Genomic DNA, 19,787 nt, shown 5'->3' on the forward strand with positions numbered 1-19,787 from the left:
CTCCCGTCCCATGCCGAGGCGTTGCGAGCCCTGGCCCGAGAACAGGAAGGCGACCTTGCCCTCGGAGCGGGCCCGGCCCAGCACGAGGTTGGGCGCGGGTTCGCCGGCCGCGAGGGCGGCCAGTGCCGCCCGCAGTTCCTCACCGTCGGCGCCGATCAGCGCTGCCCGGTGCTCCAGCCCGGAACGGGTCACGGCGAGCGAGAAGCCGACGTCGGCCAGCGGTGCCGCGCCGTCGGCGGCGGCCAGCAGCCGTTCCGCCTGGGCGCGCAGCGCCGCCTCGGTCCTGCCGGACAGCACCCACGGCACGGACACCGGGCTGTGCTGCTCCGTCGGCTCGGGGGCGGCGACGGCGGGCGCCTCCTCGATGATGGAGTGCGCGTTGGTGCCGCCGATGCCGAACGAGGACACGGCAGCCCGGCGCGGCAGGTCTCCCGCCGGCCACTCCACGGGCTCGGTCAGCAGCCGCACGGCCCCGGCCGTCCAGTCGACGTGCGGGGTCGGCTCGTCGACGTGCAGCGTCTGCGGCAGCACACCGTTCCGCATCGCCATGACCATCTTGATGATGCCCGCCACACCCGCGGCGGCCTGCGTGTGACCGATGTTGGACTTGACGGAGCCGAGCCACAACGGCCGGTCCTCCGGTCGCTCCTGGCCGTAGGTGGCGATGAGGGCCTGCGCCTCGATCGGGTCGCCCAGCTTCGTACCCGTGCCGTGTGCCTCGACGGCGTCCACGTCGGCGGGCGACAGGCCGGCCGACGTCAGCGCCTGCCGGATCACCCGCTGCTGCGACGGACCGTTCGGTGCCGTCAGGCCGTTGGAGGCACCGTCCTGGTTGACCGCCGTGCCCCGGACGACCGCCAGCACCTGGTGCCCGTTGCGGCGGGCGTCGGAGAGCCGCTCGACGAGGAGCAGGCCCACGCCTTCGCCCCAGCCCGTGCCGTCCGCACCGGCCGCGAACGCCTTGCAGCGGCCGTCCGGCGACAGGCCGCGCTGGCGGCTGAACTCCACGAACATGTCCGGCGTGGTCATCACGGTGACACCGCCGACGAGGGCCATGGTGCACTCGCCGCTGCGCAGCGACTGCACCGCCAGGTGCAGCGCCACCAGCGACGACGAACAGGCCGTGTCCACGGTGACCGCCGGGCCCTCCAGCCCGAACGTGTAGGAGATGCGGCCGGAGACGACCGAGGCCGCCTTGCCGGTGAGGGCATAACCCTCGATCTCCTCAGGGGCGTTGCGCAGTCCGTTGGCGTAGTCCTGGCCGTTGGTGCCGATGAAGACACCGGTCCGGCTGGCGCGGACGGACGCGGGGGCGATGCCCGCGCGCTCGAAGGCCTCCCAGGACGCCTCCAGCAGCAGGCGCTGCTGCGGGTCCATCGCCAGGGCCTCGCGCGGCGAGATGCCGAAGAGGCCGGCGTCGAAGCGGTCGGCTCCCTGGATGAAGCCGCCTTCGCAGGCGTACGTCCGGCCGGGCCGGTCGGGGTCCGGGTCGTAGAGCGAACCGATGTCCCAGCCGCGGTCGGTGGGGAACCCGGACACCGCGTCGCTGCCGGACCGCAGCAGTTCCCACAGGTCCTCCGGCGACTCCACGCCGCCGGGGAAGCGGCAGCTCATGCCGACGATCGCGATCGGCTCGTCGGTCACGACGCCCGTGACCTGCCCGGCGTCCTGCTCCTGCCCGTGCCGGCCGAGGAGTTCCTCGCGCAGGTGGCGGGCGAGGGCGGTGGGGGTCGGGTGGTCGAAGACCAGCGTGGTGGACAGTTTGAGGCCGGTGGCCGCGTTGAGCCGGTGGCGCAGTTCGACGGCGGTGAGCGAGTCGAAGCCGGTCTCGCGGAACGTCCGGTCGGCGTCGAAGGTGCCCTTGCCGGTGTGGCCGAGCACGGCGGCGGCCTGCTCGCGGACAAGGTCCAGCAGGATCCGGTCCTGTTCCCGCGGTGCGGCGCCCGCGAGGCGCCGGCCCAGTGCGGACGCGGGCACCTCGGTGCTCCGCGTGTCCCGGGCCAGGGCCTCGAGGGCCTGGCGGGCCTCGGGCACGCCGAGCAGCAGCGGGGACGGGCGGGTGGCGGCGAAGACGGGGACGAAGCGGTCCCAGTCGACGTCCGCGACGGTCACGGCCGTCTCGCCGTGGGTCAGCGCACCGTGGAGCACGGAGAGGGCGGGTTCGGCCGCGAGGGCCCGGATGCCGCGCCGCCGCAGGTGGTCGCCGGCGGCGCCGTCGGCCATGCCGCCGTCCGCCCAGGGTCCCCACGCGACGGCCAGCGCGGGCAGGCCGGCCGCGCGGCGCTGCTCGGCGAGGGCGTCGAGGAACGCGTTCGCGGCACCGTAGGCGCCCTGGCCGCCGTTGCCCCAGACGCCGGTCATCGAGGAGAACAGCACGAAGGCGTCGAGGTCGTGCCGGTCCCGGGTGAGCTCGTGCAGGTGGAGCGCGGCGGTCGCCTTGGGGCGGAGCACGTGGTCCAGCCGTTCGGGCGTGAGCGATTCGACGAGGCCGTCGTCGAGCACGCCCGCGGTGTGCACCACGGCGTTCACGGTGTGCCGGTCGAACAGCTCGGCCAGCGCGGCCCGGTCGGCCGCGTCGCACGCGGCGACGGTGACGCGGACGCCCGACTCCTCCAGTTCCGCGGCGAGTTCGGCGGCGCCGGGGGCGTCGGGGCCACGGCGGCTGGTGAGCAGCAGGTGTTCGGCTCCGGCGGCGGCGAGCCAGCGGGCCACGTGCCCGCCGAGCGCACCCGTGCCGCCGGTCACGAGCACCGTGCCGCGCGGCGTCCAATTCGCCTCGGCCGGTGCCGCGTTCTGCGGTGCGCGCACCAGACGCCGGCCGGAGACGCCCGAGGCGCGGACGGCGAGCTGGTCCTCGTCGGCCTGGGTCAGCAGGCCGGCCAGCCGCTCCAGCGAGCGGGCGTCGGGGTCGGCGGGCAGGTCGACGAGCCCGCCCCACCGCTGCGGCTGCTCCAGGGCGACGACCCGGCCCAGGCCCCAGACCTGTGCGGAGGCGGGGTCGGTGAGCGGGTCGGAGGCGCCGGCCGACACCGCGCCGCTGGTCACGCACCACAGCGGGGCCTCGGTCCCGGCGTCGCCGAGGGCCTGGACGAGCAGAACGAGCCGCTGGAGGGCATCGTCCCCCGCCGCGGCGAACAGCACGCCTTCGACCTGTCCGGCCTCGGTGAGCATCCCGGCCAGCGACGCACGGTCGGCGTCCTCGGACAGGACCAACGGGACGATTTCCGCACCGAGTTGGGCGAGCCCGGAACGGATCGCACCCGTCCACGCGGTCTCCTCCGGGACCGCGAACAGCCAGGTCCCCGACGGAACAGCCTTGATGTCGCCGAGCGGCTGCCAGGAGATGCGGTAGCGCCGGCCGTCGGCGGCGGACTGCTCGCGCCGCTGCCGGCGCCAGCCGGACAGCTTGGGCGCGATCACGTCCAGCTCGGCGGGCGGCAGCCCCAGGAGGGCGCCGAGGGACTCGTGGTCCTCGCTCTCGACGAGGTCCCAGAACTCGGCGTCCAGCACGCCCGGGGCGCCGGAGGACGCCACCCGGGGGGCATCGAGCCAGTAGCGCTCGCGCTGGAACGCGTAGGTGGGCAGGGCGACTTGGCGTGCGCCGGGGAAGAAGGCGTGCCAGTCCGGGGAGACGCCGTGGGCGTGGAGCTGCCCGAGGGCGGCGACGGCGGCCTGCGGCTCGGGACGGTCGCCACGCAGGACGGGGATGGTGACGGCACCGTCCACGCAGCCCTGGACGAGGGCGCTCAGGACGCCGCCGGGGCCGATCTCGACGAAGGTGGTCACACCGAGCTCGTGCAGGGTCTGCACACCGTCGGCGAAACGGACCGCCTCGCGGACATGTCCGACCCAGTACTCGGCCGTGTACGGCTCCGCCAGCTCGCCGGTCAGGTTCGAAACGACCGGGATGTGCGGCTCGTTGAAGGTCAGCCCGTGCACGACGGCGGCGAACTCGTCGAGCATGGGGTCCATCAGCGGCGAGTGGAACGCGTGGCTCACCGTCAGCCGGGACGTCTTGCGGCCCTGCTGCTTGAACGCCTCCGCGATCGCCGTCGCGGCGTCCTCGGCACCCGAAATCACCACGGACCGCGGGCCGTTGACCGCAGCGATACCCACCTGGTCGGTGAGGTGCGGCAGGACCTCCTCTTCCGTGGCCTGCACGGCCACCATCGCGCCGCCGGTCGGCAGTGCCTGCATCAACGCAGCACGCGCCGACACCAGCTTCGCCGCATCCTCCAGCGACAACACACCCGCCACATGAGCCGCAGCAATCTCGCCCACCGAGTGACCGGCCACGTAGTCCGGCCGGATGCCCCACGACTCCAGCAGCCGGAACAGCGCCACCTCGACGGCGAACAACGCAGGCTGGGTGAAGCCGGTCTGGTTCAGCTCCTCCGAGTCCACATCGACCGCGGCATCGAGAAGCGCGCACACCTCGTCGTACGCCGCAGCGAACACCGGGTACGCCGCGTACAACTCCCGCCCCATGCCCAGGCGTTGCGAGCCCTGGCCCGAGAAGAGGAAGCCGGTCTTGCCGCCGGCCGGGCGTCCGAGCGTCACGTTCGCCGCCGGCCGGCCCGCGGCCAGCGCGGCCAGTCCGGTCCGCAGTTCCTCCGCGTCGGTGCCGGTCACCGCGGCCCGGTGCTCCAGCGCGGCCCGGGTCGTGGCCAGCGAGAAGCCGACGTCGGTGAGCGGGGCGTCGTCCGAGTCGTCCAGGGAGGCCAGCAGCCGCTCGGCCTGCCCCTGCAGCGCCGCCTCGCTCTTCGCCGACAGCACCCAGGGCACCGGCCCTGCCGGGGCCTCGACAGCGGCGGGCTCCTCGCTCGGGGTGACGTGCTCGACGATGACGTGCGCGTTGGTGCCGCTGATGCCGAAGGACGACACGGCCGCCCGGCGCGGCCCGGCGGCGCCGGGCCATTCCACCGGCTCGGTCAGCAGCCGCACGCCGCTCGCCGTCCAGTCGACGTGCGGGGTCGGCTCGTCCGCGTGCAGGGTCTGCGGCAGCACGCCGTGCTGCATCGCCATCACCATCTTGATCACACCGGCGACACCGGCGGCCGCCTGCGTGTGACCGATGTTGGACTTCAACGAGCCCAGCCACAGCGGCCGTTCGTCGTCCCGGTCCTGGCCGTAGGCGGCGATGAGGGCTTCCGCCTCGATGGGGTCGCCCAGGCGCGTGCCCGTGCCGTGCGCCTCCACCGCGTCCACATCGGCCGGCGACAGTCCGGCCGATGCCAGGGCCTGGCGGATGACGCGCTGCTGCGACGGGCCGTTCGGCGCCGTCAGACCGTTCGAGGCACCGTCCTGGTTGACGGCGGATCCGCGGACCACGGCCAGGACGCGGTGCCCGTTGCGCTCGGCGTCGCTGAGCCGCTCCACCAGGAGCATGCCGACGCCCTCGGCCCAGCCGGTGCCGTCGGCGCCGGCGGCGAACGCCTTGCAGCGGCCGTCGGGCGACAGGCCGCGCTGGCGGCTGAACTCGACGAACATGCCGGGCGTGGACATGACGGTGACACCGCCGGCCAGGGCCATCGTGCACTCGCCGTTGCGCAGCGACTGGACGGCGAGGTGCAGCGCGACCAGGGACGACGAGCAGGCCGTGTCCACGGTGACGGCCGGGCCTTCGAGGCCGAACGAGTAGGCCACGCGGCCCGAGGCGACGCTGGTGGTGGTGCCGGTCAGCAGGTAGCCCTCGATGCCCTCCACCGGTTCGTGCAGCCGGGGGCCGTAGTCCTGTGCCGTCGCGCCGATGAAGACGCCGGCCCGGCTGCCGCGCAGCGAGGCCGGGTCGATGCCGGCGCGCTCGAAGGCCTCCCATGCGGTCTCCAGGACGAGCCGCTGCTGGGGGTCGATCGCGGCGGCCTCGCGGGGGCTGATGCCGAAGAAGGCGGCGTCGAACTCGGCGGCCTCGTGCAGGAATCCGCCCTGCCGGGTGGAGGACTTGCCGGGCGTGCCGGGCTCCGGGTCGTAGAGCGCTTCGACGTCCCAGCCACGGTCGGTGGGGAATCCGGTGATGGCGTCGCCGCCGGAGGACACCAGCCGCCACAGGTCCTCGGGCGAGCCGACCCCGCCGGGGAGGCGGCAGCTCATGGCCACGATGGCGATCGGCTCGTCGGGGTCGGCCGCGGAGCCGTGGACGGCGGCGGCCGCCGGCCGGCCCTGGGCCTCGGTGGCCAGGTGGCGGGCGAGTGCGGCCGGGGTCGGGTGGTCGTAGAGCAGTCCGCTGGGCAGGCGCAGTCCGGTGGTCTCGGTGAGCTTGTTGCGCAGTTCCACCGAGCTGAGGGAGTCGAAGCCGAGGTCCTTGAACGTCCACTCGGTCTGGACCTGGCGGGCGTCGGCGTGGCCCAGGACGGCGGCGACGTGGGCGCGGACCAGGTCGAGGACGGCGGCGTCGCGCTCGTCCTCCGGGAGGGCGGCCAGTCGCTGGGCGAGGGCGCCGACGGGAGCAGCGTCGCTGTGGGTCTCGCTGTCGGGCTGCTGGACGGCCGGCAGTGCGGTGATGGCGGGCACGGAGGGCGTGGTCTCGTCCAGCCAGTACCGCTGCCGCTCGAACGCGTACGTCGGCAGATCCGTCCTGCGTGCGCCGCGGCCGGCGAACAGGGCGGTCCAGTCCGGTTCCAGGCCGTGGACGTGCAGGGCGGCGACCGCTGCCAGCAGGGCCTGTGCCTCGGGGCGCCGGGCGCGCAGGGCCGGTACGAACAGGGTGTCGGCGGGTGTGCAGGCGCGGGCCAGGGAGGTCAGGACGCCGCCGGGGCCGAGTTCCAGGCAGGTGCGGACGCCGTGTTCGTCGAGCCGGGCGACGCCGTCGGCGAAGCGGACCGCGTCCCGGACGTGGCGGACCCAGTACTCGGCGGTGCAGCCCTCGTATGTGTCGGAGAGCCGGCCGGTCACGTTGGAGACGACCGGGATGCGCGGGGTGTGGAAGGTCAGGCTCTCGGCCACGCTGCGGAACTCCGCCAGCATGGGTTCCATGTGCGGGGAGTGGAAGGCGTGGCTGACGCGCAGCCGGCTGGTCTTGCGACCGAGGGCCGCGCAGGCGTCGGCGATCTCCGTGACGAGGTCGTCGTCGCCGGAGACGACGACGGAGTCGGGGCCGTTCAGTGCGGCGATGCTCACGCGGTCCCCGCGGTCGCCGATGAGCGCGCGGACCTCGTCCTCGGTGCTCTGGACGGCGATCATGGCTCCCCCGGCGGGGAGTTCCTGCATGAGGCGGCCGCGTGCGGCGACGAGTGCGCAGGCGTCGGCGAGGGAGAGCACGCCGGCCACGTGTGCGGCGGCGAGTTCGCCGATGGAGTGGCCCATGAGCACGTCGGGGGTGATGCCCCAGCTCTCCAGCAGGCGGAAGAGGGCGACCTCGACGGCGAACAGCGCGGTCTGGGTGTAGAGGGTGCGGTCGAGTTCGGCGGACTCCGCGGAGTCCTCGGGGGCGAACATGACCTCGCGCAGCGGCCTGGGCAGGCGGGGGTCGAGGTGGGCGCACACCTCGTCGAGTGCGGCGGCGAACTCCGGGAAGGTCCGGGCCAGTTCGCGGCCCATGCCGGCCCGCTGGCTGCCCTGGCCGGAGAAGAGGAAGGCGGTCCGGCCGCGCGGTGTGACGCGGCCCGTGGTCAGGGCGGCGTCGATGCCGCCGTCGGCCAGCTCGCGCAGGGCGCGCAGGAAGTCCGCGCGGTCCTCGCCGACGACGACGGCCCGGTGGTCGAAGTGGGTGCGGCCGGTGGCGAGCGAGTGGCCGATGTCGGGCAGGGCGAGGCCGGGGCGGGCCTCGGCGTGCGCGAGCAGGGCGGCGGCCTGGGTGCGCAGTCCGGATGCGGTCTTGGCGGACAGCGGCCAGAGGGTGGGCGCGGTGTCCGGCCCGGTGCGTTCCGGCTCGTCGGCGGTCTTCTCGTCGGCGGTCTCGTATGCGGAGAGCACGACGTGGCAGTTGGTGCCGCCCATGCCGAAGGAGCTGACGCCGGCGAGCAGCGGGCGGCCGTCCTGGCTTTCCCACGGGGTGTGTTCGGTCTGCACCCGGAGGTTCAGCCGGGTCAGCGGGATGGCGGGGTTGGGGGTCTCGAAGTTCAGGCTGGCGGGCAGTTCGCGGTGGCTGAGGGCCAGGGCGGCCTTGAGCAGGCCGGTGATGCCGGCGGCGCCTTCGAGGTGGCCGACGTTGGTCTTGGCCGAGCCGACCCGCAGCGGCTGTGCGGGGTCGCGGTGCGCGCCGAGCACGGCGCCGAGGGCGGCCGCCTCGATCGGGTCGCCGACCTTGGTGCCGGTGCCGTGCAGTTCGACGTATCCGACGTGGGCGGGGTCGACCCCGGCGCGCTCGTAGGCGAGCCGCAGCACCTGCTCCTGGCCGGACTGCAGGGGGACGGTCAGCCCGTCGCCGCCGCCGTCGTTGTTGACGGCGCTGCCGCGGATCACGCAGTGGATCCGGTCGCCGTCCGCGACGGCCTGTGCCAGCGGCTTGAGGACGACGATGCCGCCGCCCTCGCCGCGGACGTAGCCGTTGGCGCGGGCGTCGAAGGTGAAGCACCGGCCGTCCGGGGACAGGCCGCCGAACTTGGCGCGCCCAGCGTGCTTTCGGGGACGATGTTGAGGTTGACGCCGCCCGCGAGCGCGATCGTGGACTCGCCCTTGCGGAGGCTCTCGCAGGCCAGGTGGACCGACACCAGGGAGGAGGACTGGCCGGAATCGACCGTCAGGCTGGGGCCGTTGAGGCCGAGGAAGTACGAGACCCGGTTGGCGATGATGCTGCGGTGCAGGCCGGTGACGGTGTGCGGGGAGATGGCCGTGAGCCCGGAGCGGTAGTGGAGGGTGGCGTAGTCGTCCCAGATCGCGCCGACGAACACGCCGGTCCGGGTGGAGCGCAGCGACTCGGCGCGCGTGTGCGCGTCCTCCAGCGCTTCCCAGGCCAGTTCCAGCACGAGCCGCTGCTGCGGGTCCATGGCCGCGGCCTCCTTGGGCGAGAGCCCGAAGAAGCCGGCGTCGAAGTGGCCGATGCGGTCGAGGAATCCGCCGCGGCGGATGTCCGTCCGGCCCGGTCGGGTGGAGTCGGCGTCGGCGATCGCGTCCCCGTCCCAGCGGTCCGGGGGCACATCGGTGATCGCGTCGGCACCCTCGCTGAGCAGCCGCCAGAAGGCGGCCGGGTCGGCGGCCCCCGGCAGCCGGCAGGCGAGACCGACGACGGCGATGCCGTCGGCCGAATCCGCCGAATCCGCCGAACCAGCCCGATTCCCAGTCCCGTTGAGCCCGGACTCGACCATGTTGCGCTCCACCCACCCACACAGAGAACGAAAAGGCGCCACAACCTTGCCCGTGGCGCGTGTGTCCCCAGTTTCGGTTCGCCGGTCGCTTTCCGGGGCTGTGGGGGGTGAGGTCTAGGGAAATCCCAAACGGGCGCCGCCCGGCGGCACGTCCACTTCTAAGGAGATCCCTAGGGGCGGTTACGGAAGTGTTCCGAGATGTTACTGCCCCGTAATTTCTTCTGCCGAAGAGGTCCATCGCCGATGACAGATCCGCAAGAGACCGAACAGAACGTGGCGGAGACCTTCCCCACGGCACGCCCCGCCGGCTGTCCTTTCGACCCGCCGGCTCCCTTCGCCCAGGCGCGCGAGAAGTGCCCGATGACCCCGTTACGTTATCCGGACGGCCATGTCGGCCGTCTGGTGACCGGTCTGGAGACCGCGCGCGCCGTGCTCGGGGACACCCGGTTCAGCTCGCTGCCGACGGGAAAGCGCTCGCCGGTGAAGGTACCCGGCTCTGAGCTGAGCACCGACGCCCATCCCCAGCAGGGCATGTTCGTCAACATGGACCCGCCCGAGCACACGCGCTACCGTCGCCTGCTGAGCAAGCACTTCACCATCCGGCGGGTACGGGAACTCCGCCCGGTCGTGCAGCAGATGGCGGACCGTCTGCTGGACGAGATGGAGAGAGCGGGCGGGCCCGTCGACCTGGTACAGGCCTTCGCCAAGCCGCTGCCCACGCTGGTCACCTCGGAACTGCTCGGGCTGCCGGAGGCGGACCGCGCGGAGTTCGGGCGCCACGTCGACGTGCTCTTCAGCCTCTCCAGCAGCGGGGAGGAGATGCAGGAGTCGATGACGATCCTCGGCGGCATGCTCCACGCCCTGATCGCGGCCGCACGCAAGGACCCCGGCCCGGACATCCTCGGCCGGCTCACCGTCGAGACCGAGCTGACCGACGATGAGCTGCTCGGCATCACCATCGTCCTGCTCATCGCCGGGCTGGAGACCACCACCAACATGCTGGCGCTGGGCACCTACACCCTGCTGCGCCACCCGGAGCAGCTGGCCGCCCTGCGCGCCGACTGGTCCCTGACGGACGATGCCGTCGAAGAGCTGCTGCGCTATCTCAGCGTGGTGCAGGTCGGCCCGATCCGCGTGGCCGCCGAGGACTTCGAGTTCCAGGGACAGTCCATCCGCAAGGGCGAGGTCGTCACGGTGTCCCTGCCCGCCGCCAACCGTGACCCGCTCGGCTTCGACGACCCCGACACCTTCGACATCCGGCGCGGCGCGACCCGCCATGTCGCCTTCGGCAGCGGCCCGCACCAGTGCATGGGCCACCACCTGGCCCGCCTCGAACTCGCCATCGGCTACGAGTCGTTGCTGCGCCGCTTCCCCGGACTGGAGCTCGCGGTGCCGCCGGAGGAGATCGGCACCCGGGAGATGATGGTCACATACGGCGTCCTCGGACTGCCGGTGCGCTGGTGAGGAGGCGGACGCGATGAGGATCGGGATCGACAGGGATCTCTGCTGCGGCGCGGGCACCTGTGTGCTCCTCGCCCCCGATGTCTTCGACCAGAACGACGAGGACGGCACGGTGATCCTGCTCGACGCCACCCCCGGCGAGGAGCAGCGGGCGGCAGTGGAGAAGGCCGCCGAGCGGTGCCCGACGGCGGTCATCACGATCACCTGACGCGGCTTCCCCGACAGGCCGCCGCCTTCCTCTTCGTGGAAGGCGGCGGCCTGTCAGGTCCTTACGTCCTTACGGCGCCATCTCGTACGCACCCGCCAGCGCCTCGACGCGCTCCCACACGCGGGCGGAGCGGGCGGCGTCGACGACCGGGCGGCGGACCGCGCCGAGGGCCCAGGCCTGCTGCGCCTCGGTGGCGGAATCCTTGCCGTGCAGCTCGACGGCGTAGGCGGAGAAGTCGCGGACGAGCACGGCGAACAGCTCGTCGAGCACGTCCTCCTCGGCCCCGGCGAGGGAGGCCTGCTCCAGGATCAGCTGACCGTGCACGACCAGGGCGAAGAGCTGGCCGACGGCCAGGAGCAGGTCGAGGTCGCGGCTCTGCTTCTCGTCGGGTGCGGCCGTGGTGACGAATGTGCAGAGGGCGTCGGCCTGCTCGCGGAAGCGGGCGACGTTCGGCAGGTGGGCGTGGGCGTCGTAGGCGGGGCGCCAGTCGTGGAAGCGCACCGAGCCCAGGCCGCGGGCCGGGCCCTGCCGGAAGAGGAAGGCGTCGTCGGCCGCGTCGAGCCGCGTCGGCACGGGCGGGTGGTCGACGGGGGCCAGCAGGTGGTTGCCCATGAACTTCAGGATGAGCGCGAGGTTGACGTGGACCGTGCCCTCCAGCTTCGGCAGGCCGCGGATCTCGCTCGCGGCCTGGGCGAAGTAGGTGTCCTTCTCGAAGCCCTTGGCCGCGATGACGTCCCACATCAGGTCGATGACCTTCTCGCCCTCGGTGGTCACCTTCATCTTCGTCATGGGGTTGAAGAGCAGGTAGCGGCGGTCGTCGGGGCCGGCGGTGCGGAAGTAGTCGACGGCGCGGGCGCTGAACAGCTTCATGCCGGCGAGGCGGACGTACGCGTCGGTCAGTTCGCGGCGCACGTGCGGGAAGGCGGTGACGGGGCGGCCGTAGAGGATGCGGTTGTGCGCGTGGGTGACGGCCTCGTACATCGCGTGCTCGCAGATGCCGACGGAGGCGGTGCACAGGTTGAACTTGCCGACGTTGACGGTGTTCAGGGCGGCGTCGAACGCGGCGCGGCCGGTGTGCAGGACGTCCTCGGCGCGCACCGGGTAGTCCTCCAGGCGGAACTCGCTGACGTACTTGGAGGAGTCGACCACGTTCTTCACGAGGTGGTACGCCTCGTGGCGGCTGTCGGCGGCGAAGAAGACATAGCCGTCGGGGCCCTCGACGTCGGTGCGGCGGCCGAAGACGGAGACGAGGCCGGCGGCGTTGCCGTTGCCGATGTAGTACTTGGAGCCGGTGGCCCGGAAGCCGCCGTCGCCGTCGGGTTCGAGCAGCATGTCGGTGGAGTAGATGTCGGCGCCATGGGTCTTCTCCGACAGTCCGAAGGCGAACACCTCGCCCTGGTCGAGGAGTTCGGCCGCGCGGCTGCGGGCGTCGGCGTTGTCGCTCTGCCAGACCGGGCCGAGGCCGAGGATGGTGACCTGCCAGGCGTACCAGTAGTCGAGGCCGTAGAAGCCGAATATCTCGTTGAGGGCGGCGATGCGGGCGGTGTCCCAGCGCTTGTCCGCGTGGCCGGGGGCGGCCGCGGCGGGGGTGAGGAACGTCGCGAACAGGCCCTCCTTGCGGGAGAATTCGAGGAAGTCGGCCAGCCAGGCGCGGGACCGGTAGTCCTCGATGAGCCTGCGCTTGCCGCGGGTCTCGAACCAGTCGACGGTGGCGCGCAGCAGCCTGCGGGTCTCGGGGTCGAAGTGCGCCGGGTCGTAGGTGCGCGGGTTGAAGAGAAGCGGGTCGGCCATGGTGGTCCGCCTTTCCGGCTGGGGTCGGGGGGTGTGCGATGTCAGGGGGCGGTGCGCTCGCGGATCCGGCGGAGCGTGGCGAGCACGTCGTCGAGCCAGGCGAGTGTCATCTGCTCGTATGCGATGCCGCCGCGCAGCACGACGTGCTGCAGTTCGTGCATGGCGTCGGGTTCGGCGGGGGCGTCGGGCCCGGTGAAGTCGCGCTCTTCGCCGGCGCGGTAGTGCGCCAGGCGTCCGGAGTGCACCTGCCGGTACCGCTCGACCTCGTGCAGGAGGGCGGACAGGTCACCGAAGGCCGCTCCCCGGATCTTCACGGCGAGGTCGTGCCGGACGCTCTCGGGCTCGATCGGCTCGTGCAGCCACGCGGAGAGGGCGGCCCGCCCGGCAGGGGCGACCGCGTAGTGCTTCTTGTCCGGTCTGCCCTGCTGTGCCACCTCGTGGGCCGCGACCCAGCCGTCGTTCTCCATCCGCTTGAGGACGCGGTAGATCTGCTGATGGGTGGCGGTCCAGAAGTAGCCGATCGACCGGTCGAAGCGCCGGGCCAGCTCGTAGCCGGAGCCCGGTTTTTCCAGCAGGGAGACGAGGATCGCGTGCTCGAGCGCCATACGCCGGATCCTCTATGCAACTCGTTTCATAGGCAAGGGGCTGCCACCACGGTGAGACGCGGCTCACGCACGCACGGCGAGCGCCTTCCGCCGTACCTGCACCGCGGAACGCGTCGATAAACACACACACCTACGTACGGATGAACGTGCACCGTTCCTGCTGTGTCGACGCCCCCGGGTCCGCAAGGCTGCTGTCCGGCCCGAGCAGGCCCGGTGAATCCCCGATCCTGATCAGAAAGAGGACACACGTTGACCGTCCAGGAAAGCTACGCCCCGGTCCTCGCCAGCCCCTACCAGCGGTCCGTCGCCGAGTACTGGAACCATGAGAAGAACCCCGTCAACCTCCGCCTCGGCGAGGTGGACGGCATCTACCACCACCACTACGGGATCGGCGACGCCGACTGGTCCGTGCTGGAGGGGCCGCAGGAGACGCGGGACGAGCGGATCATCGCCGAGCTGCACCGCCTGGAGTGCGCCCAGGCCGACCTGCTGCTCAACCACCTGGGGAACGTCTCCCCCGACGACCACTTGCTCGACTCCGGCTCGGGCCGCGGCGGCGGCAGCCTCGTCGCCAACCAGCGGTTCGGCTGCCACATCGACGGCATCTCCATTTCCGAGACGCAGGTGGCCTTCGCCAACGAGCAGGCGGAGAAGCGCGGTGTGGCCGACAAGGTGCGCTTCCACCTGAAGAACATGCTGGACACCGGCTTCGATTCGGGGCGCTTCCGGGCCATCTGGAACAACGAGAGCACCATGTACGTGGACCTCTCCCAGCTGTTCCCGGAGTACGCCCGCATGCTGCGGCACGGCGGCCGGTACGTGACCATCACCGGCTGCTACAACGACACTTACGGGCTGCCCTCCCGGGCCGTGAGCGAGATCAACGCCCACTACATCTGTGACATCCACCCGCGCAGCAGCTACTTCAAGGAGATGGCGCGCAACCGCCTCGTCCCGGCCGCCGTGGTGGACCTCACCGAGGCCACCATCCCCTACTGGGAGCTGCGCGCCCAGTCGCCGCTGGCCACCGGCATCGAGAAGGCCTTCCTGACCGCCTACAAGGACGGCAGCTTCCAGTACCTGCTCATCGCCGCCGACCGGGTCTGACCCGGCCGCCACCCCGAGCCCTCGGCCGACAGCGGCCGGGGGCCTTCCGTTTGCCCAGCAGAATTGGACAGATGCCCCTTATCGCTCAATCAGGTGGAACACCGGACGGACCAAACACGACGCAGTAAATGCCCCTTACAACAGGGCCATGAAAGGTTCCTCGCCGGACGCGCTGGTCCTGGCCGACATCGCCCTCGTCCTGCTCATCGGCGTCGCGCTCACCCCCGTACGGGCCCGGCTGCGGCAACCGGCCGTCGTGGCCGAGATCGCGGCCGGGCTCCTGCTCGGGCCGAGCGCGCTCGGCCTGCTGCCGGGCCATCTGCCCGACGTGCTCTTCCCGGAGGAGATCCGCGCGCACCTGTCGGTGATCGCCCACGTGGGCATCGCCCTGTTCATGTTCGCCGCCGGCTGGGAACTCGACTTCCGGGCCCTGCACGGACGGGGCCGCTCCGTCCTCGCCATCACCGCCGCGTCCCTGGCCGTGCCGTTCGCCCTCGCGACGGCACTGGCCCTCGTCCTCCTCGCCGTGCGGCCGGAACTCACCGGCGCGGCCGGATCGCCGCTGCTCTTCGCCCTGTTCCTGGGGATCGTGCTGTCGATGAGCGCCCTGTCCGTCCTGATCCGTATCATCGGCGAGAACCGTCTCCAGGCCACACCGGTCGGGGTCATCGCCACCGCGAGCGGAGCCGTCACCGAAGTCCTCGCCTGGTGCGCCCTGATCGCCCTGCTCACCGTCGCACAGGGTCCGGGAACCGACCGTCTGGCCCTGACCCTGACCAGGCTCACCACCTACGCCCTGGTCATGCTGCTCGCCGTACGCCCCGCCCTCCATGCCTTCCTGGCTCGCCAACAGCGGTACGACGGCAGCCCGTTGCTGCTGATCCTGGTCATCGGCAGCGGCGTCTTCCTCTCCTCGTGGTGCACCGCCTGGGCGGGAATCCACGCCGTCATCGGCGCCTTCGTCTTCGGCCTGGTCATGCCCCGCGACCTCGACCCCGGCCTGCGCCACGCCGTCGAGAACCCGCTGCGGAACACCGGCGCCCTGCTCGTCCCCGTCTTCTTCGCCCTCACCGGCCTGACCGTCGACATCACCCGGCTCGGTCTGCACGGCGTGCTCGCCCTTGCCGTGTTCCTGGCCGTGGCCTGGGGCGGCAAGTTCGCGGGGGCCGCCCTCACCGCCCGTGCCCTCCGCCACTCCTGGCGGGACGCGGCGACCCTGGGCGTCCTGGTCAACACCAAGGGCCTGAGCGAGATCATCATGCTCACCCTCGGCCGCGACGCGGGCTTCATCGACAACCGGCTCTTCACCGCCCTGCTGCTGACCGCGCTGACGGCCACGGTTCTGGTGAACCCCCTGGTACGGCACCTGGCCGGGGAGCCCGACCGGCCGGGCCCCGCCGGGCCCGTCCCCGCCCAGAAACGCCCGGCCCTGGAAATGAGCGAGGAACAATGAGCGAGGAACAGGGCAGTTGAGCGGACCCTGGTCCGGACCAGCGGTCCGGACCATGATGGGATGTCCGGATGCACACCGCCGTCCGTCCCCGTCTCCCCGTCGCCCTGGCAGCGGGCGCCGTCCTGCTGACGGCTTGCGGACCGCAGGGCACCGGCCCGGCGGACCATGAAGCGAAGCGCCCCGTAGCGTCCGACGACGCCCCGGCGCAGGACGGGGTGAGAATCACCAGCGCGGTCAAACGCCCCCGCGCCGGCGAACCGTCCGTCGCCACAGCCGACTTCACGGTCACCAACCGCGAGACCGAACCGTTCACGTACACCATCACGTTCACGGTCACGTCCCTCTCCGGAGCGGTGCTGGAGAGCCCGCAGGAGACGGTGCCGTCGGTGCCGCCCGGCCGGACCGTGCAGCGCACACTTCGCTTGAACCCCACGCCTGGCACTCTGCACGACAGGAAGCACGTGCGGATCGCCAAAGTCAGGCGCGTGCCGTCGGACGAGGCACCGGCCGCCACGGGCCCTTGCCCGCCGTCCGGGATCCGCATCACGGCCGACGAGGGCGATGCCGCCATGGGGCTCCGCGTCGTGGGGCTCCACCTGACGAACTGCGGCACCCGCAGCCGGCACCTCGACGGCCCCCCGGGCCTCGAACTCCTCGACGGGGAAAGGAAACCGGTCCCCGGCATCGACATCCTGCACGACGCCGAGGACATCGCCTCGGGGACCGGCTTCGACGATCCGCCGGGGCCGGTGGACCTGGCCCCGGGCGAGTCCGCGTCCGCCGGTCTGGTGTGGCGCAACACCACCGGCGCGGGCACGGCCGTGAACGTCCCCTACGTGAGGATCAAGGCCGGGCCCGCATTCCCGCCGGTGACGGTGACGCCCGAACTCGACCTCGGCACCACGGGCAGGCTCGCGGTGAGCCCGTGGAAGCACGCAGGCCGGGCAGCCGGTCAGCAGTAGAGGTTGCCGCCGGGCGCCACGCCGAGAATGCCGGTGAAGCGCTGGTAGTTGGACACCCGGCTCTGGACCTGGGCGGGGTTGCGGCCGTTGCACTCCACGGCACCGTTGATGCTGCGGATCGTCTCGCCGAACCCACGGCCGTTCACCATGGCCTCGTGCGGCGTCATGCTGCCGGGCCCCCGCTGGGTGTTCCAGTACCACAGCGCGGTCTTCCAGGCGACGGCGGAGTCGGTCTGCACAAGAGACGGCTTGTTGAGCAGATCGATGCCGAGGGCGTCGCCCGCCGCCTTGTAGTTGAAGTTCCAGCTGATCTGGAGCGGCCCGCGACCGTAGTACGCGGACTGGCCGGCCGGACAGCCGTAGGGCTGGTTCCGGTCGCAGTAGTGGGAGTAATTGGCGGTGTTCTGCTCCACGACGTAGACCAGTCCGCCGGTCTCGTGACCGACGTTGGCGAGGAAGGCGGCGGCCTCCTGCCTCCTGGTCTCCGCACTGCCGGTGTTGGCGAAGCCCGGATAGGCGCCCAGCGCGGCGATCAGACCGCCGTAGCTGTAGAAGGAGTTCCGGTTCGGGAACATCTGCCGGAACTGGTCCTCGCTCACCGGGAAACCGCCCGGCTGCGGCGTGCCGCCTCCCTGACAGGTGTAGGGGTCCCAGTACCACGTGCTGATGACCGGGTCGTAGCCGGGATTGTCGTGCTCGGCCACGTAGTACCGGCCGTCGGTGTACCGGACGACCGTTCCTGCGGGATACCAGGTGCCCGCGGTCCAGTTGGCCGCACTGTCGCAGGGCCCGGCGACGGCACTCGCCGTGGCGGCCGGGACGACGGAGGCCGTTCCGGCCAGGGCCAGGACGGCCGTCAGCAGGGCGGCTATGCGCATTCTTCTCACAGCGACTCCAGTGGGGTTGCGTGCCTGTTGCCATCGCGCAGTGAATAAGCCGCGAGTGATTGCTGTCAACGGAACGCTTCGTGTCCGGCCTAACTCGATTCATGCATCAACGAGTTCAGGACAACTGTCACCTCAGGGGCTTGCGTGGCGGTCGAGAACCATGGCACCCATGTTCGAGAAGGAATCCCGAGCTCCCCCTGAACCAGGAGATGCCATGCGTGAATTACGACGTGCGAGATATGCAGTCACCGCTCTGGTCGCCGCCGTCACCGGCATAGCCATCGGCACGGGAACGGCATCCGCCGACGTCCCGATCGGCCGGCCGATGAACGGCAAGATGACCTACTACACCGACCAGGGATACGGCGCCTGCGGAACGCCCATCGACGCGACCTCGCAGGACCTGGTCGCGATTCCGGCCTCGTGGTGGACCTCCCCCAATCCGAACAACGACCCCCTCTGCAAGGGCGTGTCGGTGGAAGTCAGTTACAACGGCAGGACCATCAGGGTGCCGGTCAAGGACAAGTGTCCTTCGTGCGATCCGAGCCACATCGACCTCAGCCGGCCGGCATTCCAGAAACTGGCGCCGCTCGACCGGGGTGTGATCAACGGAATCACCTGGAAGTTCGTCCGCTGACCGACGCCCGTCCGGTCACACCGCACTCTTCCCCGCCTCTGACGCCGAACCCCCGTCCTCCGTTCCGTCCTGCAACGGCTCCTCCCTCATGGCGAGGGCCAGACCGAGCGCCAGCACCATGAAGGGCACGGTCCACAGGAAGACGGCCCGGAACGCCTGGGCGCTCTCGCCGGGGGACGGCCCGCGAGAGCGCAGGCCCGCGGCGAGGATTGCACCGAAGAGCGCTGCACCGAAGGTTCCGCCCAGTGTCCTGAAGAAGTTCAGCACACCGGTGGCGACGCCGATGTGTTCGTGCCCCAGCGCGTTCTGGCCGGCCAGCAGACAGACCTGGACGAAGAAGCCGATGCCGACTCCCGCGACGGTCAGCGGGACGATCAGGGCGGGCGCGCTCGTGTCCTGGCCGGCCCGGCCGAGGGATGCCATCGAGACCCCGACGAGAACGGCGCCGGTGACGGGATACAGCTTGTAGCGGCCGGTCCTGGCGATGACGGGACCGGACAGCGCCGCGGCCGCCACCAGACCGAGCAGCAGGGGCACGATGAACAGGCCCGCGGCGAAGGCGGACTTGTGCTGGACGGTCTGCAGGAACATCGGCACGTACAGCATGCCTGCGAACAGGACCAGGGAGGCGAGCAGGAACTGCGCCGCGGCCAGGCTGAAGGCGGCGGAGCGGAACAGGTGCAGCGGTGTCATCGGCTCGGCCGCCCTGTGCTCGACGAGGAGGTGGAGGGCCAACGCAGCGGCACCGAGGGCGGCCAGGCCGATGATGACGGGTGAGGCCCAGGCATACTCGTGTCCGCCCCAGGTGGTGACGAGTACCACGGCGGTGGTGAACACGGTGGCGGTCAGGGCGCCGAGCACGTCGACCCGGCCGCCGCGCGCCTCCGGCCCGGGCAGGTGGAGCTTTGCGGCGATCGCGACGAGGGCGAGCACACCGACGGGCATGTTGACGTAGAAGATCCACCGCCAGGAGAGGCCGTCGGCGAAGGCCCCGCCGAGCAGCGGCCCGGCGATCAGGGCGAGCGCGGCGACCATGCCCAACGCTGCCTGGATCCTGGCGCGTTGCCGCGGCGCGGCCAGGTCGCCGGTGACGGCCATGACCAGCGATGTGATGCCTCCGCCACCGATGCCCTGCAGGGCTCGGGAGGAGGCCAGCAGGGACAGGGAACCGGCGATGCCGCTGAGCAGCGAACCCGCCAGGAAGACCACCACGGAGAACTGGAGGATCTTCTTGCGGCCGTGGAGATCGCCGAGTTTGCCGAAGACCAGCGTGGTGACGGCGCTGGTGAGCAGGTAGGCGGTCGCGATCCAGGAGATGCCCGCGCCGGCGTGCAGGTCACGGCCGATGTCCGGCAGGGCGGTGGCCACGATCGTCTGGTCGAGATTCGCGATGAACAGGGCCAGCATCAAGGGGACCGTCAGCATCATCGCGGA

11 protein-coding genes and 1 pseudogene are annotated in these 19,787 nt (G+C 71.6%); 6 read left to right on the forward strand and 6 right to left on the reverse strand.

All coding sequences use genetic code 11. From position 1 onward, the window contains the following. Both HG542_RS22815 and HG542_RS35345 read right to left on the reverse strand, forming a co-directional pair. The coding region (locus HG542_RS22815; RefSeq protein WP_308699109.1) for a type I polyketide synthase at nucleotides 1–8,400 on the reverse strand (8,400 nt) is incomplete at its 3' end. Between the two features lie 87 nt (nucleotides 8,401–8,487). Next, nucleotides 8,488–9,242, reverse strand: a pseudogene (locus tag HG542_RS35345) (beta-ketoacyl [acyl carrier protein] synthase domain-containing protein); the annotation flags it as partial. A 243-nt stretch (nucleotides 9,243–9,485) separates the two neighbouring features. Here HG542_RS35345 and HG542_RS22820 point away from each other — a divergent pair. Together HG542_RS22820 and HG542_RS22825 are read left to right on the forward strand one after the other, a co-directional pair. Then, nucleotides 9,486–10,706, forward strand: coding sequence for a cytochrome P450 (locus HG542_RS22820; RefSeq protein ID WP_171084397.1), 1,221 nt, complete (start codon nucleotides 9,486–9,488; stop codon nucleotides 10,704–10,706). Between the two features lie 13 nt (nucleotides 10,707–10,719). Continuing rightward, the gene (locus HG542_RS22825) at nucleotides 10,720–10,911 is read left to right on the forward strand and encodes a ferredoxin (RefSeq protein ID WP_171084399.1); all 192 of its coding nucleotides are present in this window, start codon (nucleotides 10,720–10,722) and stop codon (nucleotides 10,909–10,911) included. Between the two features lie 69 nt (nucleotides 10,912–10,980). On the opposite strand, the gene HG542_RS22830 is transcribed toward HG542_RS22825, so the two are convergent. Continuing rightward, nucleotides 10,981–12,702: an acyl-CoA dehydrogenase family protein gene (locus HG542_RS22830; protein WP_171084401.1), complete on the reverse strand. Its 1,722-nt coding sequence runs from the start codon at nucleotides 12,700–12,702 to the stop codon at nucleotides 10,981–10,983. Nucleotides 12,703–12,743: 41 nt separating this feature from the next. After that, nucleotides 12,744–13,307 carry a PadR family transcriptional regulator gene (locus tag HG542_RS22835; RefSeq protein ID WP_171084403.1) on the reverse strand — a complete coding sequence of 188 codons (564 nt, stop codon included), beginning with the start codon at nucleotides 13,305–13,307 and terminating at the stop codon, nucleotides 12,744–12,746. A 249-nt stretch (nucleotides 13,308–13,556) separates the two neighbouring features. On the opposite strand from HG542_RS22835, the gene HG542_RS22840 reads away from it, so the two are divergent. The 3 genes from HG542_RS22840 to HG542_RS22850 all read left to right on the forward strand — a co-directional run bounded on the left by HG542_RS22840 (nucleotide 13,557) and on the right by HG542_RS22850 (nucleotide 16,829). Then, nucleotides 13,557–14,414 (forward strand): geranyl diphosphate 2-C-methyltransferase, encoded by an 858-nt coding sequence (locus HG542_RS22840; RefSeq protein WP_171084406.1) that lies wholly within the window; start codon nucleotides 13,557–13,559, stop codon nucleotides 14,412–14,414. A 148-nt stretch (nucleotides 14,415–14,562) separates the two neighbouring features. After that, nucleotides 14,563–15,867, forward strand: a complete 1,305-nt coding sequence (locus tag HG542_RS22845) for a cation:proton antiporter (RefSeq protein ID WP_171084407.1) — start codon at nucleotides 14,563–14,565, stop codon at nucleotides 15,865–15,867. Between the two features lie 68 nt (nucleotides 15,868–15,935). Beyond that, nucleotides 15,936–16,829, forward strand: a complete 894-nt coding sequence (locus HG542_RS22850; RefSeq protein WP_171084409.1) for a DUF4232 domain-containing protein — start codon at nucleotides 15,936–15,938, stop codon at nucleotides 16,827–16,829. Here the strand turns inward: HG542_RS22850 and HG542_RS22855 are convergent. Next, nucleotides 16,820–17,716 (reverse strand): glycoside hydrolase family 19 protein, encoded by an 897-nt coding sequence (locus tag HG542_RS22855; protein WP_171084411.1) that lies wholly within the window; start codon nucleotides 17,714–17,716, stop codon nucleotides 16,820–16,822. The two genes, HG542_RS22850 and HG542_RS22855, sit on opposite strands and share 10 nt — an antisense overlap. Nucleotides 17,717–17,885: 169 nt before the next feature. Between HG542_RS22855 and HG542_RS22860 the strand changes: the two genes are divergently transcribed. Then, a complete protein-coding gene (locus HG542_RS22860; RefSeq protein WP_227727467.1) occupies nucleotides 17,886–18,353 on the forward strand; it encodes a cysteine/serine endopeptidase inhibitor in 468 nt (155 codons plus the stop codon). Nucleotides 18,354–18,368: 15 nt separating this feature from the next. Here HG542_RS22860 and HG542_RS22865 read toward each other — a convergent pair whose 3' ends face one another. Continuing rightward, nucleotides 18,369–19,781 (reverse strand): MDR family MFS transporter, encoded by a 1,413-nt coding sequence (locus tag HG542_RS22865; protein ID WP_171084413.1) that lies wholly within the window; start codon nucleotides 19,779–19,781, stop codon nucleotides 18,369–18,371. Nucleotides 19,782–19,787: the final 6 nt, after the last annotated feature.

This window comes from Streptomyces morookaense (assembly GCF_013030945.1).
Classification (GTDB): domain Bacteria; phylum Actinomycetota; class Actinomycetes; order Streptomycetales; family Streptomycetaceae; genus Streptomyces; species Streptomyces morookaensis.

Excerpts from the sequence above, each read along its gene's own strand:
- HG542_RS22820 (WP_171084397.1), top strand. The coding sequence starts at position 9,486 with ATGACAGATCCGCAAGAGACCGAACAGAACGTGGCGGAGACCTTCCCC.
- HG542_RS22825 (WP_171084399.1), top strand. The coding sequence starts at position 10,720 with ATGAGGATCGGGATCGACAGGGATCTCTGCTGCGGCGCGGGCACCTGT.
- HG542_RS22830 (WP_171084401.1), bottom strand. The coding sequence starts at position 12,702 with ATGGCCGACCCGCTTCTCTTCAACCCGCGCACCTACGACCCGGCGCAC.
- HG542_RS22835 (WP_171084403.1), bottom strand. The coding sequence starts at position 13,307 with ATGGCGCTCGAGCACGCGATCCTCGTCTCCCTGCTGGAAAAACCGGGC.
- HG542_RS22845 (WP_171084407.1), top strand. The coding sequence starts at position 14,563 with ATGAAAGGTTCCTCGCCGGACGCGCTGGTCCTGGCCGACATCGCCCTC.
- HG542_RS22850 (WP_171084409.1), top strand. The coding sequence starts at position 15,936 with ATGCACACCGCCGTCCGTCCCCGTCTCCCCGTCGCCCTGGCAGCGGGC.
- HG542_RS22860 (WP_227727467.1), top strand. The coding sequence starts at position 17,886 with ATGTTCGAGAAGGAATCCCGAGCTCCCCCTGAACCAGGAGATGCCATG.
- HG542_RS22865 (WP_171084413.1), bottom strand. The coding sequence starts at position 19,781 with ATGATGCTGACGGTCCCCTTGATGCTGGCCCTGTTCATCGCGAATCTC.